The 26,804-nt window shown below is 62.9% G+C and carries 24 protein-coding genes and 1 pseudogene; 3 read left to right on the top strand and 22 right to left on the bottom strand.

All coding sequences use genetic code 11. The annotated features are described in order from the left end of the window. A partial coding sequence (locus HV773_RS37030) for a hypothetical protein (protein WP_246282461.1) occupies positions 1-316 on the top strand: 316 nt, incomplete at its 5' end. 42 nt (positions 317-358) lie between these two features. Here the strand turns inward: HV773_RS37030 and HV773_RS37570 are convergent. The 3 genes and pseudogenes from HV773_RS37570 to HV773_RS28715 all read right to left on the bottom strand — a co-directional run. Then, a pseudogene (locus HV773_RS37570) lies at positions 359-577 on the bottom strand (PAAR domain-containing protein); the annotation flags it as partial. Between the two features lie 132 nt (positions 578-709). Then, positions 710-919, bottom strand: coding sequence for a hypothetical protein (locus HV773_RS28720; protein WP_175197543.1), 210 nt, complete (start codon positions 917-919; stop codon positions 710-712). A 225-nt stretch (positions 920-1,144) separates the two neighbouring features. After that, positions 1,145-2,191 carry an ABC transporter substrate-binding protein gene (locus HV773_RS28715; protein ID WP_175197542.1) on the bottom strand — a complete coding sequence of 349 codons (1,047 nt, stop codon included), beginning with the start codon at positions 2,189-2,191 and terminating at the stop codon, positions 1,145-1,147. Between the two features lie 175 nt (positions 2,192-2,366). Between HV773_RS28715 and pdxR the strand changes: the two genes are divergently transcribed. Beyond that, positions 2,367-3,869, top strand: a complete 1,503-nt coding sequence (pdxR, locus tag HV773_RS28710; protein WP_175197541.1) for a MocR-like pyridoxine biosynthesis transcription factor PdxR — start codon at positions 2,367-2,369, stop codon at positions 3,867-3,869. A gap of 23 nt (positions 3,870-3,892) precedes the next feature. Here the strand turns inward: pdxR and HV773_RS28705 are convergent, their stop codons facing one another. The 5 genes from HV773_RS28705 to HV773_RS28685 form a co-directional block, all read right to left on the bottom strand. Continuing rightward, the gene (locus HV773_RS28705) at positions 3,893-5,230 is read right to left on the bottom strand and encodes an aspartate aminotransferase family protein (RefSeq protein ID WP_175197540.1); all 1,338 of its coding nucleotides are present in this window, start codon (positions 5,228-5,230) and stop codon (positions 3,893-3,895) included. Beyond that, a complete protein-coding gene (locus tag HV773_RS28700; protein WP_175197555.1) occupies positions 5,223-6,305 on the bottom strand; it encodes a phosphotransferase in 1,083 nt (360 codons plus the stop codon). Before HV773_RS28700 ends, HV773_RS28705 begins: the two co-directional genes overlap by 8 nt. Before the next feature lie 114 nt (positions 6,306-6,419). Then, complete coding sequence (locus tag HV773_RS28695) at positions 6,420-7,139, bottom strand: amino acid ABC transporter permease (RefSeq protein WP_175197539.1); 720 nt, start codon at positions 7,137-7,139, stop codon at positions 6,420-6,422. Further along, the gene (locus HV773_RS28690; RefSeq protein WP_175197538.1) at positions 7,136-7,867 is read right to left on the bottom strand and encodes an amino acid ABC transporter permease; all 732 of its coding nucleotides are present in this window, start codon (positions 7,865-7,867) and stop codon (positions 7,136-7,138) included. Before HV773_RS28690 ends, HV773_RS28695 begins: the two co-directional genes overlap by 4 nt. 11 nt (positions 7,868-7,878) lie before the next feature. Beyond that, positions 7,879-8,712: an ABC transporter substrate-binding protein gene (locus HV773_RS28685; protein WP_246282459.1), complete on the bottom strand. Its 834-nt coding sequence runs from the start codon at positions 8,710-8,712 to the stop codon at positions 7,879-7,881. Positions 8,713-8,907: 195 nt separating this feature from the next. Between HV773_RS28685 and HV773_RS28680 the strand changes: the two genes are divergently transcribed. Then, the gene (locus HV773_RS28680) at positions 8,908-10,149 is read left to right on the top strand and encodes a cystathionine gamma-synthase family protein (RefSeq protein ID WP_175197537.1); all 1,242 of its coding nucleotides are present in this window, start codon (positions 8,908-8,910) and stop codon (positions 10,147-10,149) included. 18 nt (positions 10,150-10,167) lie between these two features. Here the strand turns inward: HV773_RS28680 and HV773_RS28675 are convergent, their stop codons facing one another. From HV773_RS28675 to HV773_RS28610, 14 genes are all read right to left on the bottom strand, one after another. Next, positions 10,168-10,596 carry an ExbD/TolR family protein gene (locus HV773_RS28675; protein ID WP_175197536.1) on the bottom strand — a complete coding sequence of 143 codons (429 nt, stop codon included), beginning with the start codon at positions 10,594-10,596 and terminating at the stop codon, positions 10,168-10,170. Positions 10,597-10,620: 24 nt separating this feature from the next. Then, complete coding sequence (locus HV773_RS28670; RefSeq protein ID WP_175197535.1) at positions 10,621-11,043, bottom strand: ExbD/TolR family protein; 423 nt, start codon at positions 11,041-11,043, stop codon at positions 10,621-10,623. A gap of 24 nt (positions 11,044-11,067) precedes the next feature. Continuing rightward, entirely contained in the window at positions 11,068-11,868 is an 801-nt protein-coding gene (locus HV773_RS28665; protein ID WP_175197534.1) for a MotA/TolQ/ExbB proton channel family protein, read from the bottom strand. A 20-nt stretch (positions 11,869-11,888) separates the two neighbouring features. Further along, positions 11,889-12,557 carry an energy transducer TonB gene (locus HV773_RS28660; RefSeq protein WP_175197533.1) on the bottom strand — a complete coding sequence of 223 codons (669 nt, stop codon included), beginning with the start codon at positions 12,555-12,557 and terminating at the stop codon, positions 11,889-11,891. A gap of 109 nt (positions 12,558-12,666) precedes the next feature. Further along, positions 12,667-13,506, bottom strand: coding sequence for a Crp/Fnr family transcriptional regulator (locus HV773_RS28655; protein WP_175197532.1), 840 nt, complete (start codon positions 13,504-13,506; stop codon positions 12,667-12,669). A 128-nt stretch (positions 13,507-13,634) separates the two neighbouring features. Continuing rightward, the gene (locus HV773_RS28650; protein WP_281365307.1) at positions 13,635-15,281 is read right to left on the bottom strand and encodes an arylsulfatase; all 1,647 of its coding nucleotides are present in this window, start codon (positions 15,279-15,281) and stop codon (positions 13,635-13,637) included. A 30-nt stretch (positions 15,282-15,311) separates the two neighbouring features. Continuing rightward, entirely contained in the window at positions 15,312-16,925 is a 1,614-nt protein-coding gene (locus HV773_RS28645; RefSeq protein WP_175197531.1) for an ABC transporter permease, read from the bottom strand. A 29-nt stretch (positions 16,926-16,954) separates the two neighbouring features. Further along, positions 16,955-19,348, bottom strand: a complete 2,394-nt coding sequence (locus HV773_RS28640; protein WP_175197530.1) for a TonB-dependent receptor — start codon at positions 19,346-19,348, stop codon at positions 16,955-16,957. Between the two features lie 18 nt (positions 19,349-19,366). Beyond that, on the bottom strand, positions 19,367-20,446 hold the full coding sequence (locus HV773_RS28635) for an ABC transporter substrate-binding protein (RefSeq protein ID WP_217481952.1): 1,080 nt from the start codon (positions 20,444-20,446) through the stop codon (positions 19,367-19,369). Between the two features lie 94 nt (positions 20,447-20,540). Next, the gene (locus tag HV773_RS28630; protein ID WP_175197529.1) at positions 20,541-21,476 is read right to left on the bottom strand and encodes a TauD/TfdA dioxygenase family protein; all 936 of its coding nucleotides are present in this window, start codon (positions 21,474-21,476) and stop codon (positions 20,541-20,543) included. Positions 21,477-21,674: 198 nt separating this feature from the next. Then, entirely contained in the window at positions 21,675-22,478 is an 804-nt protein-coding gene (locus tag HV773_RS28625) for an ABC transporter ATP-binding protein (protein ID WP_175197528.1), read from the bottom strand. Positions 22,479-22,637: 159 nt separating this feature from the next. Beyond that, positions 22,638-23,591 (bottom strand): hypothetical protein, encoded by a 954-nt coding sequence (locus HV773_RS28620; protein WP_217481951.1) that lies wholly within the window; start codon positions 23,589-23,591, stop codon positions 22,638-22,640. Between the two features lie 9 nt (positions 23,592-23,600). Next, entirely contained in the window at positions 23,601-25,883 is a 2,283-nt protein-coding gene (locus HV773_RS28615; protein ID WP_175197526.1) for a hypothetical protein, read from the bottom strand. Positions 25,884-25,904: 21 nt separating this feature from the next. Further along, entirely contained in the window at positions 25,905-26,777 is an 873-nt protein-coding gene (locus tag HV773_RS28610; RefSeq protein WP_175197525.1) for a hypothetical protein, read from the bottom strand. Between the last annotated feature and the right edge of the window lie 27 nt (positions 26,778-26,804).

Genomic DNA, 26,804 nt, shown 5'->3' with positions numbered 1-26,804 from the left:
TGCATCGCCGGCAGAAGCAGCCTCATGTTATCCGCAACCTGTTTCAGGAGAAGCATGTTCGCTACGCAGCTTGATCCAATATACGCACTATTTATTGAACTGGTCAGTAAGTGCTTTCCGGACTTCTCTGTCCTCGTGGCCGTTGGCAACCATCGGAAAAATGAGCACGACAGCGCAAACCCTCACAACTGCCCTTATCGCTCAATGTGAAACGAATCCAATGCTCGCTTGCGGGTTCATTGGCCAAGGAGTTGCCCGAGGCACCAAAACCCATGCTCGCCAGTTCATGCGATTCAAAACTCATCGTCATGTCTGACTGAGAGGTAATCATCACTGGAGGCGGATAGCACTTGCACGAGCAGACATCGCCTTCGAGAGCAACATGCTTTCCCATCAAGTCACCGGGCCAGCGCGGCCCCCTGGCAACGATTTTCCCATCGGACTTGCAAGACGGACACACCACTGTTGCACCAACGAAGGTCAGTTCCTTTCCATGGTGAGTCATCAGAGGAATGCCCTCAACCGCGGTCCCACCCGCAGAGGACCTATCCCCAATTTTCAGATAGCTTCGCTTCATGCACTTGCCCAAATTCACTATTCATACGAATAACTAACATGCACTTCCATCGCCTGGCAAGTAAACAATCGTCGTCAAGAACATAGCGAACATCCGAGGTCAAATCAGGCGTTCGAACCTCCCTCCCCCGCTTCACCGCGCCAGCGCCTCCTCCCGCTCAATCACGCGCAACGCTTCCTCGAGCCGCTTTACCCGCCGCACGTGATCGTCAACGCTCGCGGACGCACTCACTTCCTGAATGCGCCCGAGCCACCATTCAAGCGGCAATACCCGCGTCAACTGCTGCAAGCGGAAAACCGCCTCCAGGTGCCGCAATTCGGCTTCAACGTAGGTGTGATTCATGATCCCCCCATGTGCGGCAGCGCCGCCGCCACGTCGGGTGCTGTACCGTGCGCGCGAGCCGTGAGGCCATCGGTACGAAGAAGATCATTTGCGGAAAGTTGGCAAACGGTTCTCACTGAAGAACCGCGCCATCGCGCGCCGCCATGTTGCCAGGCCGCCGCTGCTGCGCGGTAACCGTCCATGCGTGGACGGAGATTGCTCCGCAGCGGCAATGCCGGGTCAAGCTTACCTGGATGCCCACGCAGCGAAGCGCTGCTCGAGCTCGTCGCCGTGATCGGTCCAGAACGCGATGTCCTGCAGCACGGCATTCTTGCCGTTCTCGGGCGAGTTAGGCAGGTTCGCGAGGATCTTCGGCTCCAGTTCCTTCGTCGCGGCGCGATTCACCGGGCCGTAGGCGATGTGGTGCGCATAGACGGTCTGCGGCTTCGTCGTGAGCGAGTACGCGATGAACTGCTCCGCCAGCGCCTTGTCCTTCACGCCTTTCGGAATCGCCCAATAATCGAGGTCGTAAATGCTGCCGTTCCACACGACTTTGAGATTCTTGCCCTCACGCTGCGCCGCATCGATGCGCCCGCTGAACGCCGTCGACATCACGACATCGCCGGCCACGAGGAATTGCGGCGGCTGCGCGCCGGCTTCCCACCACTGGATGTTGGGCTTCAATTCATCGAGCTTCTTGAACGCGCGATCCTGACCCGCCTTCGTGCCCAGCACCTTGTAGACGTCCTTGGGCGCAACACCGTCGGCCATCAGCGCGAACTCGAGGTTGTAGCGTGCGCCCTTGCGCATGGCGCGCTTGCCCGGGAATTTCTTCACGTCCCAGAAGTCCACCCAGCCCGAGGGCGCGGTCTTGAGCTTGTCCGCGTTGTAGGCCAGCGCGGTGGACCACACGAAAATACCTGCGCCGCAAGGCTGATACGCCTCGGGAATCAAATCGCCTTTCTTCGCGATCTTTGACCAGTCGAGCTTTTCATAAAGGCCGTCGTCGCAGCCGCGGCCGACGTCGCCTGATTCGACATCGACGACGTCCCAGTCCACATGTTTCGCATCGACCATCGCCTTGATCTTGGCCTGCTCGCCGTTGTACTCGACCGCCGTCACCTTGGTGCCGGTGTCTTTTTCGAAGGGCTGGTTGAAGGCGGCCTTCTGCGCATCCCCGTTTGCGCCGCCAAAGTTCACCACAGTCAGTTCGCCTGCCGACGCCGATGCGCCGCAAACGGCCAGGATCATCGCCAGCGCGGTCCGACGCGGCGTGAAGCATGCTCGATTCATGACAGGTCCTTTATGTGTAGTTGTCGAGTCGTTCTTCTGGTCATTCTTTTCGGGCGGTGGTGAACACAACGACTCCATACATCGCACCCTGCTTCGACCGCCACTTTGCTTTGACTATAGCAATGGATGGCTATAGGCTGTATAGCCATCCGCCGCTGATCGATGAGACCACTTCATGCCCGCCGTCTTGCTCACCGACATGCTCACCCAGAAGCTGAATCGCGACGGCGGCGAGCCGCTGCAGCGGCAAATCTACAATGTCGTGCGCCAGGCCGTGCTCGATCACAAGCTGGTCGTGGGCCAGAAACTTCCCTCGTCGCGCACACTTGCGCTGGAACTGGGCGTCTCGCGCATTACCGTTGCGCTCGCTTATGACCGGCTGATCGCCGAGAACTACCTCAGCGCGAAAAGCGGCAGCGGCACCTTCGTTGCTCAAACAACCGTGCGGCCGCTCAACGTATCGGCCGCCGCGAGCCATTCGAAGCAGTCGATGATGCTTTCGCAGCGCGGCGCGCAAATCGCCACGCTGCCCGGCGGCGTGAAGCAGAGCCACGGCGCGTTCGTGCCGGGCGTCGCCGATGCCTCGGCTTTCCCGTTCCACCTCTGGCGGCGCCTGATTGCGCGGCATGTGGGCAAGGGCGAACTGCATCTGTCCGGCTATGCGCTCGGCGGCGGCTTTGCGCCGCTGCGGGCGGCAGTGGCCAGTTATCTGCGGATTTCGCGCTCGGTCGAGTGCGAGGCCGAGCAGGTGATCATCACCTCCGGCACGCATCAGTCGATCGATCTGTGCGCGCGGCTGCTGGCCGATCCGGGCGACCTCGCGCTCGTCGAAAACCCTTGCCACTGGGCCTTTCCTACCGTTCTTTCCGCGTCGGGGCTCAAGGTTGGTCCGTGCGTTCTGGACGAGTCGGGACTCTCGCTCGCCGCAAGCCATGTGCCGCGCCATGCGCGCCTTGTCGCCACGAGCCCTTCGCATCAGTATCCGACTGGCGCGGTCATGCCGCTCGCGCGCCGTCTCGAACTCCTGCAGCACGCGCGCGAAATGAATCTGTGGGTGCTGGAAGACGATTACGATAGCGAGTTCCGCTACGACGGCCTGCCCATTCCGTCTCTACAGGGACTCGATCGCGACGAGCGCGTGATCTACGTGGGCACGTTCAGCAAGGCGATGTTTCCAGGCGTGCGCCTCGGCTATCTGGTCGTGCCCTCCCATCTTGCGGCAACCTTCGCGGACGCCAGCGCCAAGCTCTACCGCCCGGGTCAGTTGCATACGCAAGCGGCGCTCGCCGATTTTCTGGGGGAAGGTCACTTTGCCCAGCATATCCGTCGCATGCGCATTGAATATGCCGAGCGCCAAAGCTTGCTGCGCGCTTCGCTCGAGCGAGCCTTTGGCAGCGAAATCACGCTTTCTCCCGCTCACGCCGGGCTGCATCTGTTCGCCCGCTTCGACTCGCTCACCCCGAAAGCAACGCTTGCGAGCGAAGTGCAGGCCGAAAATCTGATCGTCGGCTTTCCGTGCTTTTCAGGCGAATGTCCGGAACTGGAAGATCGCTCGATCGTGCTCGGCTTCGGCGGCGTGCCGCAAGCCACCATCGGCGACGGCGTCGCGCGCCTCGCACGCGCAGTCGAGCGAACCCAGCGCAAACACCGGGGCTCCGCTCGCGCAGCGCTCCGGTGATCACCTAAAGACGCACTGCGCGATCAAAGCGTGCGCAATGCTTCGCCCGCCGCGTCCACCAACAAGTTTGCGTTCTCCGCTGTAAACGGCAGTAGCGGGCGGATCTTTAGCGTGTTGCCGCGAATTCCCGTCGAACTGATTAGCACTCCGTTTCGTCGCATTTCATTGACGACGTATGCGGTCTCCTGCGTCGCCGGCTCCTTCGTGGCGCGGTCGCGCACGAGTTCGACGCCGATGAACAGACCATCGCCCCGCACATCGCCGACGATATTGTGGCGCTCCGCAAGCGCTCGAAAGCCGTCGCGAATCTGCGTGCCGATCTTCGCGGCATTCTGCTGGAGGCCATCGCGCTGAATAACGTCGAGCGTTGCCATTGCGGCCGCGCACGAAACGGGATTCCCGCCGAACGTATTGAAGTAGCGCGCCTCGCGGCCAAACTGTTCGATCACGTCGGGCTTGGCCACCATGGCGGAAACGGGATGACCGTTGCCCATGGGCTTGCCCATCGTGACGATGTCGGGAATGACGCCATGACGCTCGAAGCCCCACATCTTCGACCCCGTGCGCCCGAAGCCCGCCTGCACTTCATCGGCGATAAAGAGCGCACCCGCGCGGCGCGCAGTCTCGACGGCTTCGCGCAGAAAGCCCGGCGGATCGGTGAACACACCATCACTGGAGAACACCGTATCGACGATCAGCGCTGCGGGTTTGACGCCGTGCCGAAGCATGTCGTCGATCGCGCGCTGCACCTCGCGCGCGAACGCCGCGCCTATGTCGGCTTCACCGTTGCGCCCGCCGCGATAGCCGTCGGGCGGCAACACCGTGCGCACGTGGGACCCGAGCGGCACCGCGCTGCCCAACGACGGCGACATCTCCGCGACCGTGGCCGTCACGCCGTGATAGGCAAGCTCGGTCACGATGATGCCGGTGCCGCCCGTATGACGCCTGGCGACGCGCAGCGCGAGGTCATTGGCTTCACTGCCCGTGCACGCGAACATCACCTGCGAGAGTTCGCGCGGAAACGTCGCGAGCAGCCGCTCCGCGTAGTTCAGGATTCCTTCATTGAGGTAGCGCGTATGCGTATTGAGCACGCCCGCCTGATGCGCGATGGCCGCAACGACTTCAGGACGGCAATGGCCGACCGAGGCAACGTTGTTGTACGCGTCGAGATAGGCACGCCCTGCTTCGTCGTAAAGCCACACGCCCTCGCCGCGCACGATATGCAGCGGCTCCTCATAAAACAAGCGGTACGCGGGGCCGAGCAGGCGTGTGCGTTTCTCAACGAGCGCCCGCCCGTGATCGCTCAATGCGTGCGATGCGTCCGGATTGAAGGCGTTGAGCATGGCCGGATCTTTACTCATGGGTGCTCCCGTTCGACCGCTTGAGCGCGTTGAAAACAATCTCCTGAGCCTGACCTTCGGCAAGCGCGTCGAAGCGTTCGAGTCCCTGCCACGAGAGCGCGTTATTGCGCAGGATATAGGCGCTATTCTCGGGATGCTGCTTCGCTCGCCAGCCTGTGATCAGCACCGTCACGAGCAGCCGCGCGACGATCAGCTCCGGCAGCACCCACTGCTCCGCATCGGTCAGCGAATTGACAGCGTGATAGGCAGTGATGAAATCGAGCGCCGAAGTCAGCGGATTTGGCGCATCGGCAAGCTGATAGGCCGCTGCCACCGCCACATCGTTGACGAGCGGAGCTTCGACCATATCGCCGAAATCGAGAATGCCGATCACGTCGTCGGTATTCGCCGCATCGACGAGCACGTTGTGCGCATTGAGATCGTTGTGGATCACCTGGCGGCGCAGGCCCGCGACGCGCGGCACCGTCCACGACTCGAAGCGATCGAGCGCGCGTCCGGCAAGTCCGCGGCGTGCTTCATCGTCGATATGACGCATGAGCGGGCGCAAAAGCGCCAAGCGCTGCATGTCCCACAGCAGATGATGGCCCGCCTGATCGTGCGTGAAGCCCACCAAAGCCTGATCGAATTGGCCGAGCGTGCTGCCGAGTGCGCGGCGTTGCGCGCACGAGCGCTCGACCGTGTAGAGCGGCACGCCGGGCAAGAACGTATTGAGGCGCACGGCCTGGCGTTGCTCCGCGCCTGGCGCGCGATGCCAATGAATGTAATTTCCGGCGCGGTCAGGCAGCAAATGCGGAACGGGAAGCCCGCTGGGCGCATTCATGAGGCGCAGTTGCACCTGGGTCTGGAAATCGGTGACGTCGGGATCTTCCGCAGGGTGCGAAATCTTGAGCACCCAAGATGCGCCATCGTCGCCATCCACGCGGAAATTCTGGTCGCGCTCGCTGTTGAGCGGACTCACTCGGCCGTCTACGCCGAACGCTTCGGCCGCCAGCGCACGGGCCTCGTCTGCATTCAGACGCGTGGTCGATGCGCCAAACAGCGCGTCATTGTCGAATTGGCAGGCGGCTTCATGCATGAGCGCACCTGCCTGGCGGTCCATGCCGCCGCTGCGTTGTTGGTATCGTGGATAACCGCGTCATTCCAGGCCCATTCTTGATCGCCGAGAGCCTCACTATAGGGATTAACGGCTTTATCTCCGATAGCCAGTTATCAAGATTTTATAAGGCCACTCAGGCCGGCCCCGACGCGCAAGCAGCGCATGCGCCGTCCACTGCAGCGCACCGCACAGCAGCAGATAAAGAAGCCCAACGCACAGGAAGATCTGCGCCGGGTACACCAGCAGACGATTGTTCAGTTGATTGGCGAGAAACGTGAATTCCGGCACGCCGACGATATAAGCCAGCGACGTATCCTTGATCAACGCCACCCACTGATTGACGAACGACGGCATCATCACCCGCACGGCTTGCGGCAGGATCACGTCGCGCAGCGCCTGCCAGCGCGTCAAGCCGAGCGACAGCGCGGCCTGCCGCTGCCCCTCGCCAATCGACGCGATGCCGGCGTAAACCGATTGCGAGAGATACGCGCCGCCGATCAGCGCCAGCGCGCACACGACGGTGGCGAGGCCCGGAACGTCGACGTGCAACAGGACCGGCATCAGGAAGAAGGTCCAGAAAATCAGCATCAGCACGGGTATCGCGCGGAAGAACCCCACCACCGCGGTCAGCGCGAGACGCACGATGCCGCGCGTCATGGCGAGCGCGATGCCGCCCGCGAGACCGAGCAGCGCCGCGAGCAGCGCCGACACCACCGAGAGCGCGATCGTCAGCGCCACGCCGCCGAGCGGCCCAGCCGGAAACGCCCCGAGCAGCAGATAACGCAGTGTGGGAAGCCATTCGAATCCGTTCACGCGCGGCCTCGCTGCAATCCGCGCAAGCCGGAGCGTTGCCGCAGCACCAGCGCGACCTCGATGACCGCGATGGCCAGCACATAAAACAGCGTGGCCGTGCCGAATGCCTCGAAGGTCCTGAAGCTTTCCGTATCGACCTGTCGCGACATATACGATAGTTCCCCAACGCCTATCGCCATCGTCAGCGACGAATTCTTTATCACGTTCATGTATTGGCCAGCGAGTGGCGGCGTGGCAATGCGCAACGTCTGCGGCAGGATCACATGGCGCAGCGTCGCGTAACGGCTCATGCCCAGCGCTTCGGCCGCGTGCCACTGTGCAATGCTCACGCCACGCAGGCCGGCCAAAAACTCTTCGCCGATGAACGCCGTCGTGTAGCAGGTCAGTCCAAGCCAACCGGCGAACAACTCGAAGCTCGGCCAGCACAGCGTGACTGGGCCAAGCATCGCCACATGCGGCGTGTTGAGCCATTCCATCCAGCTTGAAGGCATCACGACCGCCGCGCCGAAATACCAGAACAGCAGTTGCACGAGCAGCGGCGAATTGCGGAACACGAACACGTAAAGCGCCGCTGCACGCGCAATCGCGCCGTTGCGTGCCGTGCGCCCAACCGCGAGCAGAAAGCCCAGCGGCGTCGCGCACGACGCCGCGCAGGCGGACAGCATCAGCGTGATGAAGAAGCCCTGTTCGAGCCACGCGAAATACTTCGGTTCAAGCCAGTCATGCATGAGTTGTGCGTTCAGCCGTTCTTTTGCGGATCGCCGATTTTGAAAAGGCGCGGCAGCGGAGCTTCGCTCTTCGGGCCGAACCAGCGGTCATAGATGCGCGCAGCTTCGCCATCGGCTTCCAGATTCGTCAGCGTGCCGTTCACCGCCTCAAGCAAACGCGTCTCGCCCTTCGGCACGCCAACGCCCTCGTAGTCGTTCGAAATCGTGAACGCGGAAATTTCGTAATTCGCCTTGTCCGGCGCGCGCGCCAGCAGCGCGACCAGCTTCGGGCCGTCCTGGGTAATCGCCTGCACGTTGCCCGTGCGCAGCGCCGCGAACGCGAAAGGCGTGTCGTCGTAGGCAACGATGGTCGCGTTCGGAAATTTCGCGCGCACCTGCTGCTCGTTGGTCGTGCCTTTATCCGCGCCAATGCGCAAGCTGTTCAATTGCTCCGGCGACTTCAACACGCTCTTCTTCGCGATGAACTGCGTGCCCGAAGCAAAGTAAGGTGTGCTGAAATCCACTTCCTTCTTTCGCTCGTCGGTAATTGTGAAGTTGGCGAAGACCAGATCGACCTTTCCCGACTTCAGAAGCGCAATCCGGTTGGCGGGATTGGTCGGCTGGATTTCGAGCTTCACGCCAAGGCGCTTCGCCACCGCGTTCGCATAATCCACGTCCAGCCCGACGATCTGATTGTTCTTCGGATCGACGAAACCGAACGGCGGATTGCTGTCGAATGCGGCCACGCGCAAGACGCCGGCCCGCTTGATGTCGTCGAGACGGTCCGCGTGCGCGGCGGTCGATGCCACGGCCAGAAGCGCCGTCAACAGTGCGGCGGGCACTGCGCCCCGGATGCTGTTTTTCATTGTCGAGACTCCCTCGTTGTCGTGCCTGTGCGCGGTTACTGGATATCCGCGCTGGCGAAGCACACAGCCTAACGAAGCGGCCGTCGTGAGAGAATCAATCATTTTTCAGATCGATAGCGCTGCTGGCGATTTCGCGCGCGATGGGCGACCTGAAATAATCCACCGGAAGTAATCGACTCGAAAGGCGGACAAGCAATGAGCAAGCAAGGCTTCACCACGAGCATCGTTCACGGCGACAGAATCGGCGGCACCGAGCACGGCGGCGTGCGGCAGCCGATTCATACGTCTGTGCAATACGGTTTCGAGCGCGTCGAGGATCTGATCGGCGTGTTCCAGGGCACGAAAAAGGGCGGCTTCAACTACGCGCGCCAGGGCACGCCCACGACGGCGGCGCTCGAGCGCAAGATCACGAGCCTGGAAGAAGGCGTCGGCACGATCTGCTTCAGCACCGGCATGGCGGCGATCACGGCCACGTTCCTCACGCTCCTGCGCGCGGGCGATCATCTGATCTCCAGCCGTTATGTATTCGGCAATACCAACAGCCTGTTCGGCACCTTGCGCACGCTCGGCGTCGAAGTCACGACCGTCGACGCCTGCGACGCCAAAAACGTAAAGGACGCGATCCGCCCCAATACGCGCATGGTGTTCGTCGAGACCATCGCGAATCCGGGCACGCAGATTCCCGACCTCCAGGGCATCGGCAACGTGTGCCGCGAGCACGGCCTCGCGTATGTCGTCGACAACACCATCACCTCGCCCGCCCTGTTCAAGCCGAAGGCGGTGGGCGCGAGCCTCGTCATCAATTCGCTGACGAAGACGATCGCGGGCCACGGCGCGGCGCTCGGCGGCGCGGTAACCGATACGGGCCTGTTCGACTGGAGCGCCTACCCGAACATCGCCGACGACTATCGGCGTTCGGCGGCAAAGGAACAGGGGCTGTTGCAGATCCGCAAGAAGGGCCTGCGCGACATGGGCGCATCACTGTCGTCCGAGCAGGCGCATTCGATCGCAATGGGCGCGGAAACGCTCGCGCTGCGCGTGAAGCAGAGCAGCGCCAACGCGCTCGCGCTCGCGCAGTTTCTGGAAGGGCACGAGGCCATCGGCAAGGTGTTCTATCCGGGCCTGAAGAGCCACCCGCAGTACGAGATCGCGCAGGCGCTGTTCAAGGGCGCGTCGTGGCTGCTGTCGTTCGAATTGCTGAACGCGGAGCGCATGATCGACGTGGTCAATGCGCTTCAACTGCCGATCAAGGCGACCGGCCTCGCCGATACGCGCACGCTGATCATCCCCGTTGCGCCGACGATCTTCTTCGAAGCCGGTGCGCAAACGCGCAAGGAGATGGGCATTTCCGACGGCATGCTGCGGCTTTCGGCGGGCATCGAGGATATCGACGACCTGATCGCGGACTTCTCGCAAGCGTTGAAGCTCGCGGCGTAAGGCCGGCGGAGGCAGCGGTTATTGCACGTACTGCTCGTTGCCCACGAGCCCGATTTTGGTCGCGCCTTCGCGCTGGGCCGCGGCGAGCACTCCGGCCACGGCGCTATACGGCGAGCGCTTGTCCGGCAGCAGGTGAATCTCCGGCTGCTCGGACTGCGCCGCCACTTGCGCCATATGGCGTTCGAGGTCGTCGCGCCCCGCAACCGGTGCGCCGTTCCAGGTCAACGCCCCGTCGGATCCCACATTGATCTGCACGACCCGCGGCTGCGCTGCGGGCGGCGGGTTTCCCACCGGCAGATCCATCTTGACCGCGTGCATCTGGATCGGGATCGTGATGATCAGCATGATGAGCAGCACCAGCATCACGTCGATCAGCGGCGTCGTGTTGATGTCGACGAGCACGTCGGGCTCGCTGCCCGCGCCCGCCGGCGATACGTTCATACCCATTAGTCCTCCTGCTAACTTTAGCCGCTAGCCGCGCGCGGGCGGCTGCGTGATGAACGACACCTTCGCGATGCCCGCGCGCTCGCACGCGGTCACCACGCGACCGATGAATTCATACGGTGTCGTCTGGTCGCCGCGCACATGAATCTCCGGTTGCGGCGCCTTCTGCGACACGCTCTTCAAGCGCTCCAGCAGCGCCGCCCGCTCGACCGGCTGCTCGCCCCAGAAGAGCTTGCCGTCCTTGTCCACCGCAAGCTCGATGGCGTCCGGCTTCGTTTGCAGCGGACCGACCGTTTCCTTCGGCAATTGCACCGGCACCGTGTGCGTGACGACTGGAATCGTGATCAGAAAGATGATCAGCAACACCAACATCACGTCCACGAGCGGCGTGGTGTTGATCGCCGCGATGACCTCGTCTTCGGCGCCGTTCTGCCTTACGTTCATGCCCATGATTTCGCTCCGGCGGCGTCGCCCTCAATTCCCGTTGACGACCGCGCGCACGGGACGCTTGCGGGCCGAAAGCAGCACCGTGTGCAGTTGCGCGCCGAATGCCCACACGCGCTCCATCAGCGACTTGTTCCGGCGCACGAGGAAGTTGTAGCCGAGCACCGCGGGCACCGCCACGGCCAGGCCGATGGCGGTCATGATCAGCGCCTCGCCCACCGGACCGGCCACCTTGTCGATCGACGCCTGTCCCGCGATGCCGATGGCCGTCAACGCGTGATAGATGCCCCAGACGGTGCCGAACAGACCGACGAAAGGTGCGGTGGAGCCCACCGTCGCGAGGAACGCGAGACCGTCCTGGAGCCGGTTCGAGACATTCGCGGTGGAGCGGTCGATCGACACCTGGATCCACGTGTTGCGATCGACCTGTTCGAGAAGCGCCTCGTCGTGACGATCGGCGGCCTCGATGCCGGTCTCGGCGATGAAGCGGAACGGTGAATGGTTGTCGAGCTCGCTCACGCCGACGGCCAGCGACGGCGCGCTCCAAAGCTGCTCGTCCGCCGATTTCGCGCGGCGGCCCGCGCGGGCCTGTTCGAGGAACTTGGTGATCATGATGTACCAGCTGCCCATCGACATCGCCACGAGCACGAACAACACGAAACGGGCGACGAAATCGCCATTGGCCCACAGCGCGCCAAGACCATATGGGTTCACGGTTTCGACCGGTGCGCCCGTGTCGGCCCACGCGCCAACCGGCGCGAGCAATGCGCTGGCGAATGCGGCCGGGATCAGAACACCGGCTGCGGCTTTGGCAAGAGAAGACTTCTTCATGGATGCTGCCCTCGGTTGACTCAATTAAGATTGAATGAAAACGGAACCCGCACGCGCACCGGCTCGCCTTGCGAAATACAGTTGAATTTCTTCACGGTGTTGAGCGCGGCGCGGTTGAGAATCGGGTCGGCGGCACGCTCGATCTTCTCGTCGGTCACGCGACCTTGCGTGTCCACCACGAAGGAAACCAGCACTTCGCCCGTAATATCGTTGTCCTGAGCGTCCTGCGGATAAACCATCGAACGGCGCACCGCGTCCGAGTTCGGGCACGCCACACCCGCTTCGTGGCTCACCGGTTTCGCTGGCGCGGGTGCCTCAATCGGCGCGGGTGGCGCAGGCGGAGGCGCGACGGGTGTCGGCACCGGTACGGACTGATGCGCGATGACCGGCGCGGGCGGCGGCGTCACGGCCACCTCGGGACGCGGCACGAACGGACGCGGCGGCGGCGGCACGGCCTTGGGCGGCGCGAGCTTGACCACGGGCACGGGGGGCGGCGGGGGCGGCTTAATGTGCTCAATGGGCTCGATGATCCGCACCTCCACGGGCTTTTGAATGATCTGCACGACCTTCGTGGCCAGCCCGTTCGTGAGCGCCCACAGGAAGACCGCATGCAGCAGCACGACCAGGCCGATACCGGCGTAGCGCCGCGCCGGATGACCCGCGTGCGCGGCAACGGCATAAGCTCTCATCGGGCCACCCTCGGCGCAGCCGCGATTGCGCTCACGGGGATATCGTTACTTGGCATCGTCATGTTCGGCTCCTTTTGCTCATCGCTCAGCGCTCGCGCGGCGTTTGCGTTCATTCGTTGGCTTCGCGCACACGCAGCAGCGCCGCGCTATCGACGATCGTGATCTGGCCGTAGCGGATCTCGATCCAGCCGCGATCGGCGAACGCTCGCAGTTCCTTGTTGATGCTTTGCCGTGATACGCCCAGCAACGCGGCCAGATCGTCCTGCGACAGCTTGAGCCCGATCTCCACGCCCGCTTCAACGGCATTTCCATATCGATCCGCAAGGCTAAGAAGCCGCTCCGCGACCCGGGCGCTGAAATCGGCGAGCCGGGAAAAGCGAAATCGTTCGTTCAAGTCGCGGTTGCGCGAGCAGATCAACTCGAAAAATCCGCGCATTAAAGCCGGTTGCCGCTCGAATAAGTCGAGCATGGCCGCGCGCGGAATATGAAACAGCCGCGTGGTGCCGCGCGCATACAAATCGCAGAGCGACCCCTTACGGTCGAGTGCGGGAATGATGTTGACCACCGTGCCGGGCTGAATGTATTCGCCAATCACGCGCGCGCCCGATGCATTGATCCAGCTTGCTTCAAGCGCGCCCGCCAGCACGATGTGGATTTCCTTGCAGTCGGCCTGGTAAGGCAACACCCGTTCGCCATGCAGCCACGTTTTTTCGTGGCCGGCATCCACGAGCCGCGCGGCCGCTTCGGCCGAGCCGTTGCGCAAGCACGGATTTTCCAGAAAGGCAGCAATCGCGCGCTGCCGGATGACGGGGTCGAGCGCGCGGCGAAAAAACGCTTCGTGCGAGGCACTCGTGAGACTCGCGGGGTTCGCGTGGTTCGTGTAACGCGCGGGGTTCGCTTCGCGCTCGGCGGGAGCGAACCACTCCGACAAGCTGGCGGTCGCTGCCATGATTTGCTCTCCAGGGTCGATTCTCTTTACTGAATTTGAGCATCGAATCCCTGTCCACCCAAACCATGATTTTTTCCTATTCATATACCGGCCAGCGCAAATGCTGTGCACGAATTCACGCAATGGCGTCATGCAAGCGCGAACTCGAACGGCTGGACTCCGTTTTCCTCTACATAGGTCTCCCAATGTTCCAGCAAAGCGCTGAGCCGCTGGGGCTCATCGGCGGCCAGGTCCTGCGTTTCGCCCGGATCGCGTGCGAGATCGAAAAGCTGCCACGCGCCCGTTCCCACCGGCGCGGGGGTGAACACGGCCTTCCAGTCGCCCTGCCGGATCGCGCGGCGGCCAAACAGCTCCCATCCCGTCACGTGAGTGGCATCGTGCACGGCGTCGGCGTGGCCGCGCAGGTACGGCAGCAGGCTGTGCCCCTTCAACGGCGCGATCTCGCGGCCACGCCAGTGCGTGCCTGGATGCTCTACGCCCGCCAGTTCCAGCACGGTCGGCGCGACGTCCATCACCGTCGCGAAGGCGTCGCCCACGCTGCCCTGCCGCGCGAACTCGGGATGATGGGCGAACGCCACCACGCGAATGCCGCCCTCGGTCGTGAACGCCTTGTACAGTCGCGAAGGCGCCGTGGCGGCCTGGGCCCAGCGCGGCCCGTACCAGACGTAAGAGTTGCCGCGCCCCACGTTGGCGAGGCTGTTGTCGTAGTAATCGCGAATGAATTGTTGGAGGTCCGGGCCGAAGATCGGCAAGGCCTCCAGCAGCGCGCCCTCCGCGCCGTTATCGGAGAGAAACAGCACGAGGGTGTTGTCGAATTCGCCGCTCGCTTTCAGATGCTCGATCACGCGCCCGACGTTCCAGTCGAGCCGCTCGACCATCGCCGCATAGACTTCCATCGTGCGCGCCGATAGCGCCCGCGCATCCTCGGACAACGCGTCCCATTCGGGCGTGGGCGCGACCACCGGATGCGCGGCCACCTCTTCGCCGAGCAGACCCAGCGTCTTCTGGCGCGCAAGCCGCTCGGTGCGCAGCGCATCGGGGCCGGCGTCGTAGCGGCCGCGATAACGCTCGACGATTTCCGCGGGCGCCTGCAACGGCCAGTGCGGCGCGGAGAACGGCAGGTAGGCGAAGAATGGCCGGCCGTCGTCGGGGCGCTCGTCCAGGTACTGGAGCAGCTTGTCCGTGAATGCGTCGGACGAGTAGAAGTCGTCGGGCAGTTGATCGACGAAGCGGTCGTCTTCTACATAGAGCGAGCGTGTCGAGCGCATCAGGCGCGGCTGCGCGTCATCTTCGCCAACCGGCTCGAAGCCGTAGTGATTCGCCGCGCCCGGCAGCAACGCGAACGAGCGCTCGAAGCCGCGTGCCCAGGGCGCGCGGTCCAGCGTCAGCCCGAGATGCCACTTGCCCGCCATCGCGGTGAAATAGCCTGCCTCGTGCAATAACTCGGGCAGCGCCGCCACGCGCTCGTTAAGGTAGCCCTCGTAGCCGGGCTTGCCCGTCAGTTGCGGCGGCAGCGCTTCAGCCATCGTGCCGATTCCTGCCACGTGATGGTCTGTACCGCTAAACAACATCGCGCGAGTCGGCGAGCACGCGGATGCGGTGTGGAAATCCGTGAAACGCACGCCCGCATGCGCGAGCGCATCGAGATGGGGCGTGGCGATCTCGCCGCCGAACGCACCGAGATCGGAGAAGCCCAGATCGTCGGCCACGATCACCAGAATGTTGGGGCGCTTTGCGGCTTTGCTGCGGGTGGATGCTTCCGTAGACATATTCATTTACTCTCATTCGTTATTTAAAAGAATTGCTCAGTGCGCCGTGCGCCAGCGTGTTGCGGCTGCCTCAGCGCGGCTGCCAAGCCATCCGAACAGCGCGCCGAGTGCGCCAATCGCCACAGCCGCGCTCAACAGGCGCTCCATCTGGAACAGCTGTTGCGCGTTGATCATGTAAGTGCCAAGCCCGACGCCCGACGGCATCAAATACTCCGCGCCAATTGCGCCGAGCCACGCGTAGACGAGCGCGAGCCTGAGCCCCGCGAACACGCCCGGCAGGATGGCCGGCACGACGAGCCAGCGCAGCCGCTGCCACGCGCTCAAGCGCAGCGTGCGCGACACCTCCAGCAAGGCCAGCGGCACGGCTTCTACGGCGCGGCTCGTAGCGAGCATCACGGGAAAGAACGCGGCGAGCGCGACGAAGATCACCTTGGAGAGGTCGCCAATGCCGGCCCACGCAGTCAGGAGCGGGATCCAGGCGAAGATCGCGACCTGCCGCAACGCGGTCAGCGTCGGGCCGAACGCTCGCCGGACCTGCAGCACCGATCCGAGTGCGATGCCCACCGCGAGCCCCGCCGATGCGCCGACGGCCAACCCCTCGCCGGCTCTAGCGAGCGTGTGAAGCAACGGCACCGGCAGCGCGCCGCTGCACAGGTCGTCCAGCGCGCTCAGGAACACCGTGGCCGGCGCAGGCAGCAGGCTCGGATCGACCCAGCGCGCACGCGCGGCGATGCTCCAGCAGACGAACAGCAGCACCGGCAACAGCGCGCCGAGCGCGTAGCGCCGCCATAGAGGCGTCGCATAGGCCTCGCGGGCGCTCAGCGCTGCGTGCGGCCACTTGACGAGCGCAGCGTCGATGCGCTGCACGCCCCGGTCCATCGCGAAGCCCGTAATGCCGATCACCGCGATGCAGACGAACACGACATCGAGCTGAAACATCTGCCGCCCCCAGACCATCAGATAGCCGATGCCTTCCGAGGACGCGAGCAGCTCCACGGCGATGAGCGTGAGCCACCCTTGCGCGAGCGCCTGGCGCACGCCCGTGATAAATGCGGGCAGCGCGGCGGGCACGACAAGGCATCGCGCACGCTGCCACGGCGACAAGCGCAGCGTGGCGGCTACTTCACGCAAACGCTGCGGCACGGCGCGCACGCCGACCTGCGTATGGATTGCCACCGGAATGACCACGGCCTTGACGATGAGGACGAGCTTGAGCGCCTCGCCAATGCCGAGCACGACCATCAGCAACGGCAGCAGCGCGAGTGGCGGCACTTGCGCGATTGCATAGAACAGCGGCGCGACGATCTCCTCGGCAATCACGCTCACCCCCATCAGCATGCCTAACAATGCGCCCACGGCCACGCCAGCCACAAAGCCAATCGCGAGCCGCTCCAGACTGATAAGCAAATCGCGCAGCAGTTCGTCCTTGAAGAGTTCGCGCGCGGTCTGCCAGACCAGTTCGGGCGCGGGCAGAATCTGCGCGGACATCCAGCCTGCGTGCGCGGCCTGCCACCAGAGCAGCGTGATGACCACAGGCACGACCCAGGGCACGAGCCCCGGCCACGTGAGCGCGCGTCCGCTCACGCGCAGGCGCGGCGCGCCCGCATGAACGGCTGGCGCCGGACTTTCGAGAATCGACGAATTCGCCATAAGGGTCCCTTGCGCGTGGCGCGCATTGATCAATACGTGAAGCGCAGCGTGGCGCCCACCATGCGCGAATCGCCGGCCATCGCGGTGTAGGTGTTCTGCACGCTCGCGAACGACGCGAGGTAGTACTTCTTGTTGAACACGTTGTGCGCCCAGATGGAGAGATCCCACTTATGCGCGCCGCTGTTCAAACGCCATCCCGTCGCGAGGTTCAGAATCCCGTAGCCGGGCAGCTTGCCGTAGGCCGAGTCGTCGAGCGTGCCGTACTGGTCCGAGCGCAGCGACCACACGCCCGTGATGTACTGGTCGATGTCGTTGCCGAGGTTGAACTCGTACTGCGCGCTCAAATTCGCGATCCAGCGCGGCGCGCCCGAGACCTGCTTGCCGGTGAGATCGCAGGTGGTCGCGTGCGTGGCGAGCGTGACTTCGGCGGCGCAAGGGCCGTTCGGATAGGAGCTATAGGTCGCGTCGACATACGAGGCGTTGAATCCGACCGTGAGGCCGCGCACCGGCTTCGCGCGCACATCGAGCTCCACACCGCGCGAGCGCACATTCGCGCCGTTGGCGAGAACCTGGGTGACGAGCCCGCTCGCCGGCACCGTCACGTAGGTCGTGGCCTGATAGCCGTTGATCTGCGTCCAGAACAGATTCGCGTTGACGATCAGCTTGTGCTCGAGCCACTCGCTCTTGATGCCGAGTTCGGCATCATTGGCGCGCTCGGCTCCGAACAAAAGCGAATTGGCGCCGAGCGCGGGCGCGGAGCCCACGGCCATATTGATGCCGCCCGACTTCTCACCGTGAGCGAGCGTCGCGTACGCGAGCACGTCGGGGGCGAGCTTGTAGCTGAAGTTGAGCATCGCCGAAGGGCTCACGCTGCTCTGGTTGAGGTCCCCCGACTGGTAAGCGCCCACAGCGGCATTGCGCGCGGCCAGCCGCGCGCCCGAGAGGCTCGCGCCGCCGATGGGCGCGTCGCGATTCACGTAGCCCGACTTGTCCTCGTAGGTGCCGCGCACGCCGGCCGTCAAATCCGCGCGCGGGTCGATGTGCCAAGTCGCCTGCGCAAACAGCGCGGCGCTATTGGTCTGGACCGAGGCCGGCGAAATCGACGTAACGCCATTGAGGATGTCGCGGTTCACGCCGAACTGGAACAGGTCCGCGTCCGGGCCGAAGGCGGTGAGCGTGCTGTTGTTGGTCTGCTGGTAGAAGTAGTACGCGCCGACCACCCAGTCGACCGCGCCGCCTGTGGGCGACGCAAGCCGCAACTCCTGCGAAATCTGATGATCGTTGACCGACACGCCGGCATTGGTAATCGCCGGCACGGGCAGTCCATCGGCGTCGTTGGTCGGCGCGAAGTTCCAGAAGCGCGCCGCCGTGATCGACGTGAGCTGGTAGCCCGAAGGCAGCTTGTAGTTCACCTCGGTCGACACGCCGCCCTGGTGGACGTTCATGTGCGGCGTGGTGTCGGTGTTGACCTGATAGCGGCTCGGGTCCGTCACAGGCGTCACGCCCAGCAGCGCCGCGCGCGAAAGATACGTGCCGCCGGGCGGCGTGCCGTACAGCAGCAGCGCGCCGGTATCGGCGTTCTGCGTGTTGTAGTCGGCGATGAAACGCACGCTCAGGTCGTTATTCGGCTTCCAGAGAAGCTGGCCGCGCACGCCATAGTTCGAGGTGCCGTTCAGCGTGCTGCCGTTGTACAGGTTGGTGACATTGCCATCGCTATGCGTGTGCTCGAGATCGAGCGTGCCGGCCAGCGTGTCGGACAACGGCCCCGAAAGATGCGCCTTGGTCTGCGCGTAGCCCGAGTTGCCGACCGATTGTTCGAGGTAGCCCTCGGTATGAAACTGCGGCGGGCGCGTCGAGATATTAAGCACGCCCGCCGTGCTGTTCTTGCCGAACAGCGTGCCTTGCGGACCGCGCAACAAGTCGATCTGCTGCACGTCGAGCAGATCGAACACCGCCATGCCGGGACGGCCGAGATAGACGTTGTCGAGATAGACACCAACGCTGGACTCGAGATTGTCGCTGGCCGGGTTGTTGCCGATGCCGCGGATCGAAATGCTCGACTGGCGCGGATTGATGAAGGCGACGTTCACGCTCGGCAGCGTCTGCTGCAGATCCTGAATCCGATAGAGGCGCTGGCGTTCGAGTTCCTGTCCGCTCACGGTGGAGATCGGCGCGGGCACCTTCTGCGCGCTTTCCGAGCGGCGCCGCGCCGTCACGGTGAAGTCGCCGAGGCGCACGGATTTGTCGCCCTTCGTGCCGTTCGTGTTTCGCGCCCCCGCTACCCCCGATGCAGCGACCGGCGCGGCGACGGCCTCTGCCGCTGCGGCCCCCGTCGTGGCGGCTTCCTGCGCCCAGGCCGAAGTCGCGGAAAGCACCGCTGCGGCAAGCGTCGTCAGGCGATACAGCGTGTGGAGATCCTTCATGTCGTTATCGTTGCCTTTCTAATTCGTTTTATCTGCCAGCGCGAAAGTGCGGTAAGCCTTCCAGCGCCCAGCGAGCTTCGTCTTCTGCAGCGCGGCGTTGAGCCAGGACGCGTCGACCCAGCCATCGACATCGAAACCCTTGCGGATCACGCCGAGTTGCTTCGCGCTCTCCACATCGCGCCGGAACGCCTCGACGAAATACGGATCGAGCAAGGGCGAGAAGAAGATCGCCGGATCGCTGTCGCCTAGCTCGTTGCGCCAGACCGTGACCGGCGTGCCGGCACGGTCGTGTTCGAGTTGCAGGTATGCGTCGAGGTGGTTCTTGTCCGATACCCAGTTCGAAGCCTCCAGCACCGTTTCGAGCACCCGCGCGGTCCACTCGGGATGCGCGCGCAGGAAGTCGGAGGAAGCCACGAGGCCCGCCTTGAAGGTTCCCGTGCCATCGCGGCCACGCGTGCTGACCGGGATATCGACGAGGCCCTTGTCCTTGAGAATGAAGAGCGACGACGGACCCCAGACCGCATCGATGCGATGGGCGGCAATCGCCGCGGCCGCGCTGTTGAGGTCGAGATTGACGATGCGGAAGTCCTTCTCGGTCAGACCAACGCTCCGCAGCACGCTGTCGAACGACAATTGCAGCGCGGTACCGCGAAACAACGCGATCTGCTTGCCCTTGAGGTCCTTCAGATTCTTGATGCCCTGCCCCGGCACGACCGCGAGATAACCATTGACGTCGCGCGCGAGCGCCGCAATGAGGCGCGTATCGAGACCATTGGCGCGCCCGATGATGCCCGCGAGATCGCCGAGGAAAGCGAGGTCGACCTGATGATTGGCGAAGGCTTCGTTGACGGCCGGCCCACCGCCTTTGAAGAAGGTCCATTGAATCTTCACGCCTTCTTTCTGGAACGCTTTCTCTAGCGCCTGATTGGCGTACAGCACGTCGACCACGCCGCCGCCCGCCGGCTTCGAACTGGATCCGATATCCGGCACCGCGATACGGATCACGTTCTGCGCGCTGGCCTGCACGGGCGCGAGCACGCACAGGGCGCACAGCGCGGAACACATGGCTGCGAAATTGGCGAAAAGTCGGCGTCCCATGAAAGCCCCTTTGAAATCAGTTATTCCCTGCATCCATCGATGCCCGTTGCAGCCGCGCGGCGCATGGCGCGCGAGCCGCAACGGGACCCTGCCCTCAAGCCGCCGCAGCGAGCTTCGGGTTCTTCACCACGCTGCGTGTGACGCTCTGGCGTCCGTCGACGCTCACCGGCACATCGCCCGCCAGCGTGACGCGACGCACGACTCGGCGGGCGTCGCCGTAATCGTTCACGGCGTAGTGCTGGGTCGCGCGGTTGTCCCAGATCGCGACGTCGCCGGCCTGCCAGCGCCAGCGCACGATGTTTTCGAGGCGCGTGATATAGGCCTGGAACACTTCGAACAGATGGTTCGACGCCGGGGTCGGCAAGCCGATGAAGCTCTTGAAGAAGTGGCCCAGCACGAGGGTTTTCTCGCCGCTTTCCGGATGCACGCGCACGAGCGGATGCTCGGTTTCGTAGCGCGTGGAAACGAACACCTCGCGATAACGTTCGTACGCGGCGATCGCCTCCTTACTGGCGTGCTCGCGCAATGAGGCGCCATAGTCGTATTCGTTGCTGTGGACGGCCCACAATTGTTCGGCCAGCGACTTCAGCGTTTGGGGCAGATCGTTATAGGCGGTGGCGGTGTTGGCCCACACCGTGTCGCCGCCCGCTTCCGGATTCACGACGCCACGCAGAATCGATGCCTTCGGATAGGCGTCAACGAACGTGACGTCGGTGTGCCACGAATTCGCTCGGCCGCCGTGGAGCGAATCGAGTTCCAGCAGATACTCGGTGCCTTCACGCACGGGAACCGTCGGGTGCGCGACCGGGTCGCCGAGCAGCTTGGCGAAGGCCTCCTGCTCCTGGTCGGTCAATTGCGTCTGGCCGCGAAAGAAAATCACCTTGTGGCGAATCAGTGCGGCGTTGATCGCTTCCACTACGGCCGGTTGCAGATTGCCGGAAAGGCGGACGCCGCGAATCTCTGCACCGATGCGGCCCGTGACCGGATGAATGGACAGATCACCCGCTTCCACTACGTTCAGGTTTGACATATATCCTCTTTATGAAAAGGAATGCTAACTATATGAATCGCTCTCTTGAAGCGGGAGCGCATGTTGGAATCACATCAACCGGCATTCGAACGCGAAGCAGCGATCAGCACCGATGGAGTCATACTACCGGCGCTGGCGCGCCATTTCTGTCTCTACTTTGACACTCGTTAGCACACTCAACGCTTTAGGAATGACGTTTCAAGCAATGAGTTCGTCTTTCGCAAGCAAGGCATGCAAGCGCTCGCGCTCATGTTGAAACGCCGCCTCTTCGCGCACGCGCGGATACGGCAGCCCAATCTCCACCGATGCGCGCAGCGGGCCCGGCTGCGGCGCCATGACAACGACACGGTCGGCGAGATACACGGCCTCCTCCACATCATGAGTGACAAGCAGCATGGTCAGGTCGGCCGCTTCGCGTATGCGCAACAACTGCTCGTGCATCTGCGAGCGGGTCAGGGCGTCGAGCGCGCTGAACGGTTCATCGAGCAGCAAGAACGCGGGCCGCGAGACAATGGCGCGCGCCAGCGCGACGCGTTGCGCCATGCCGCCGGACAATTGATGCGGCAGCGCGTTCTCGAAGCCACTCAAACCGACCAGCGCAACCAGTTCTTCGACGCGCCGCTGCACGCCGGCCCGGTCGGGCCGGAAGCGCGCAAGCCCGAGTGCGATGTTTTGCGCAACGCTGAGCCACGGAAACAGACGCGGGTCCTGAAAAACAATGCCGGCTTCATCATTGCCGACTTTCGGCGCGACGCCGTCCACGAGAATCTGGCCTGCATAGTTTTCTTCGAGCCCGCACAGCAGGCGCAGCAGCGTCGACTTGCCACAGCCGCTTTCACCGAGTATCGCGATGAACTCGTGACGCCGGACGTCGAGATTGAAATCGGCGAGGATCGGCAAGCGCCGGCCATCGACATTGAAGTGCTTGTTGACGCCTCGCAGGCGCACGAAGGAATCGGTCGCGGCGCCAGGCGCCGGAAGAATCGTCGCGGGATGGGACATGTCGCAGACCTGCCTGTGGATAGACCGGAGGTCAATTATCGGCAAGGCCTGGCTGGCGTGTCTGTCAAAGCTTGGTCAGATTACCCGGGGGATTGGATCTATCGATATGCGGAAATGGCACAAGCGGGGCTGTGTGGGTGACGTTCTTTGCTCTCCGTTTTACTCGTCGTACTTGCAGGGCTCGAATATGTTTTTGCATTCGGCGGAGCGGCGTTTCGCCTGCTCGTCCTGCGCTCGCGTCACGGTTTCGTCGTAGTGCTTCTGCTCGGCCGCGAGACGCTGCCAGGTTGCTGCGGGCACGTGGTGCGCCAGGTAGTCCATGATTGCGCGCGGATTACCTTTGCGCGCTTTGAGGCCCGGCGCAATTGACGGATCGTCGGCGAAGTTCACGTTGAAGTTGATCGCACGCATGCTGAAGTCGTAGAGATCCTGTTCCGAGCGCAGGCCGAGCAGCCAGCCTTGAATCATGGCGTGTGAGAGTCTCTCGGAGAACAGGTCGCGGCCGGCGATATCTGGATAGTCCATCACGAAGTCAAGCGATTCCTTATGGAGCCGCTCCATGATCCTCGAATAGGGAATGGGTCCACGATCGCGCACGGAAACGAGCCGGCTGTCCACGCTGCCGTCGGGCAGGAAGTAGACCTCGAGAATGCGCGCCTTAGGGTCACTTGCCTTTGGAAACGGAATCGTGCGTGTGATGAACGGCGGCAGCGGATCTCCATCTTTCCAATGCGGCGGCACGGTCCAAAGCATATAGCTAACCTTCAGCGTATCCCCGCCGATACGATAGCAACACGTCGAGTTCGCATATTCGCCGCCGTTATAAGCAAGCCCCGGCATATTGGACCCGTACGCCGTGCCATCCGCGCTTTCGACCTTGAACTGGTCGATGGGCAACGCGTTGTAGTTATATCCGGACACCGAAACGCCCCACGATTTTGCTTGCGCGGCCAGTGAGGCGAGCAGTACACAAACGGTCAAGCCAGTGGCGAGCCAAAACCCCGAGAGGAATGACGAGGGCTTCGGTTGCACAACGTTATGTGCTATCGAAGCGTTTGCACGTATATCGCTGTACGTCTCGCCGTGCAGTGGTGCAGATCGAACCGGTGTCAAGTCGTCGCCCTAGTCGAACATATGCACGATCTGCTTGCTTGCTTTCTTCACCGCCTCTTTCGTGAACTCATACCCCTTCTCGACGGTGCTGGAGATACTCGATGCCTTTTCACCCACGTCCGCGCGCCGCTCGTTGAAGTACGACACATTGTTCATGTAGAGCAGCCCAACTGCCGCGTAATCGCCTGTGCCACTCACGACTGGATCATGCAGATAGTTCTGGAACAGCGGCACAAGCGACTGTGGCAGCGGCTGCGTCGCGTTATCCCAGGCGGCGAGCGTCTTGCGTTCATGGTCCTGTTGTTCTTGCATACCCGGCAGCGGCGCGCCGATCTTGGCGGCAAGATAGGGATTGCGGTCCATCATGGACATAGCACTTCGCTCGCGCAGCGCCTTCACGTCGTGATCGATCTTTTGCTCCAGCGTGCCGAGCCGCTCGCGCTGTGTCTTGAGATCGTCGTAGAGCGAAGTCGTGGCGTCGAGATGGAGGTGCCATTGCTCGTCGGCCTGGCGCGCCTCGGGGGATTTGTAGGTCGTTACCGGGACGCCATCGGGCGTGTAGTCCACATGCTTGCCGCCCACAGGCTCCGCGCCACGCACTTGTGAAAGCAGATCACCTGCGCGCGCAATGGCGTCGTCGACCGACTTCTGCGCCTCTACCCAGTACGTTGGCAGGTTCTTGCGCGCATAGCCGGCCCAGTGGAGCAGCGCCTGGTGATGAGCGCTCAACTGATCGGGGATCGAGGCGGTAGACGGGCCGCCAAGCGAATTCACCCAGGCGAGGTAGGACTCGTGCAACTGGAGCACGTCGGCTGTGCCCGGCCTTGCCGCAAAATAACGGTTAAAGACTTCGCCGGCAACCACCTCTAATGGCTGCGCCTTGCCATCACTTGTCTTGAATCCCATGCCATCATGGCCGAAAAACTGCACACCCCAGTCGAGCGCATGTTGATACATCGACAGCACAGCCCCGCGCGCGAAGTCTGACTGTCGTCCATCCTCTCCGTCAACATAGCCGCCTGCCACGTCTTCGTGAATGCCACCCGTGACGACCTGTTTCACGCGATCATTGCCGCTATTTAACGACAGGCGCTGCCAGAGACGGTTTTCCTGCCCGGCAATCAAATGTAGGCCGCCCATAAACCCTGGAACTTGCAGGTCACGGTCGTCCATGTTGACGTTTGGCGAGATCGGCACGAAGAACCACAACGGGTTATTCGGAGCAAAAAAGCTGGCTCCGTTGACCGGATCGAGGAACTCGAGCATGCTGCCGCTCATCGCGTGCATGGCATCGAAGAGGCCAAGGTAGTGGAGCTTGATGCTGACGTCATACTTCACGCCATTGACCATGCCCTGCATCGACGACGGCACGTCGTTGGAGAACGCCTTGGCGAGCGCACCGCCTCGGCCGCCGCCGAACACGGAAACGAAAACTTCCGCGACGGGCCGATTGGCGTCCTGGCGCTTGACCGCATCCTCCACGACGAATTTTAGTTCCTCTTTGGCGGTCTCGAGCCGGATGTCTGGACCGAGATTCAAGAGTTGCGAGAGGTACCCGTTGTCGCGCGTAGCGGGAATGAGGTCGACGCTCACCCCGGCCGCGAGCTTGAGAATCGCCTTCTTCGAGATCAACGATTTGAAGGAGGTTCGCTTGATGTTGGCAAGCGATCTGCGCAAGCCCGCTTTAATTGCATCGGCGCCTGCTGTTGCCGCCTGGTGACGAATCTCGCCGGCCTCGGCCGCGATGCTGCGGGCCACGATCTTCTGCGCGCGCGCATCGCCGCTGCGGGCTGCGGCACGGCGCACCCGGCCCGCCTGTTTGTCGAGCTGGCGCGCACGCGCGCCAAGCAATGCGCGCTTTTGTTCGACCGTGCGGTTCATGCGCTCGTAGTTATCCTTGAAGTCTTTCGCCTTATCTTTCACTTCGTCGTTGACGGCGTCCTTAACGGAGTCCTTCCCATGATCGGTGGCTTTGTCCTCCACTTCGTCGATCATGACGGAAAACGCCGCCTCAGCCGAATCATCGAATGGTGTGCCAAGTCCGGAGTAATAGAATGCGTAGACCCGGTCCAGCGGACTTATGGGGTGCGCGCGGTACAGCTTGCCGACGTTCGACAGCCGGCCTGTCACCTCATCGGCCTCGCGATTGCGGCCGAGATCGTCGAAGAAGAACGAGGCATAAATGCGCTGCCTGCATTGCTTGCAGCTCGGTGGCGTGGGTTGCGCGGCCTTGGCCGCACGGCGCATGATTTCGCGCTCGGCTGGCGTCTCGTCGAACAGACCGTATTCCATGGCGTTCGTTATCCCTTTGTTTTACTCGTCGAAGTTGCAGGGTTTAAATATATTCTTGCATGCGGCGTTGCGGCGCTTCTCTCGCTCGTCTTGCGCTCGGGTTTCGGTTTCGTCGTAGTGCTTCTGCTCGGCCGCAAGGCGCTGCCAGGTTGCTGCGGACACATCGTGCGTCAAGTAGTTCATGATCGCGGGTGGATTGCCTTTGCGTGCATCGAGGCCTGGTGCGATCGACGGATCGTCTGCGAAGCCTGCGTTGATGGTGACGGCGCGCATACTGAAGCCGTAAAGATCGTCTTCCGAGCGCAGACCGAGTAACCAGCCGCGAATGATTGCTTGCGAAAGTCGTTCTCTGAAGAGATCGTGGTTGGTGACATCCGGATAGTTGGGAATCAGATCCGGGTGCTCCTTGCGAATCCGTTCGATAACCCTCGAATACGGAATGGGGCCACGATCGCGCACGGAAACAAGCCGGCTGTCCACGCTGCCATCAGGCAAAAAGTAGATCTCCAGAACACGTGCCTTCGGGTCACTCGCCCTTGGAAACGGAATCGTGCGGGTGACGAACGGCGGTTCGGGGTCGCCTTGTTTCCAGTTTTTCGGCGCAGTCCAGAGTTGGTAGCTGACCTTCAGTGTATCCCCACCGATGCGGTAGCAGCAGGTCGACGTCGCGAATTCGCCGCCGTTATAGGCGAGGCCGGGCATACTGGAGCCATACGCCGTACCCGCTTCGCTTTCGACCTTGAATCGGTCGATAGGCAGCGCATTGTAGTTATACCCCGACACCGAAACGCCCCACGACTTCGCTTGCGCGGCCAGCGGCGCAAGCAGCGCGCAGACGCTCAAGCCAGCTACGAGCCAAAGCCCCACGCGGGACAACGAGTGTTTCAAACGCATAGCGCTCCTTGATATCGAAAAATGTGC

This window comes from Paraburkholderia caffeinitolerans, from assembly GCF_902859945.1.
GTDB classification, from domain to species: domain Bacteria; phylum Pseudomonadota; class Gammaproteobacteria; order Burkholderiales; family Burkholderiaceae; genus Paraburkholderia; species Paraburkholderia caffeinitolerans.
Note: the sequence above shows the minus strand (reverse complement) of the source record. Positions and strands in the feature narration are given on the sequence as shown.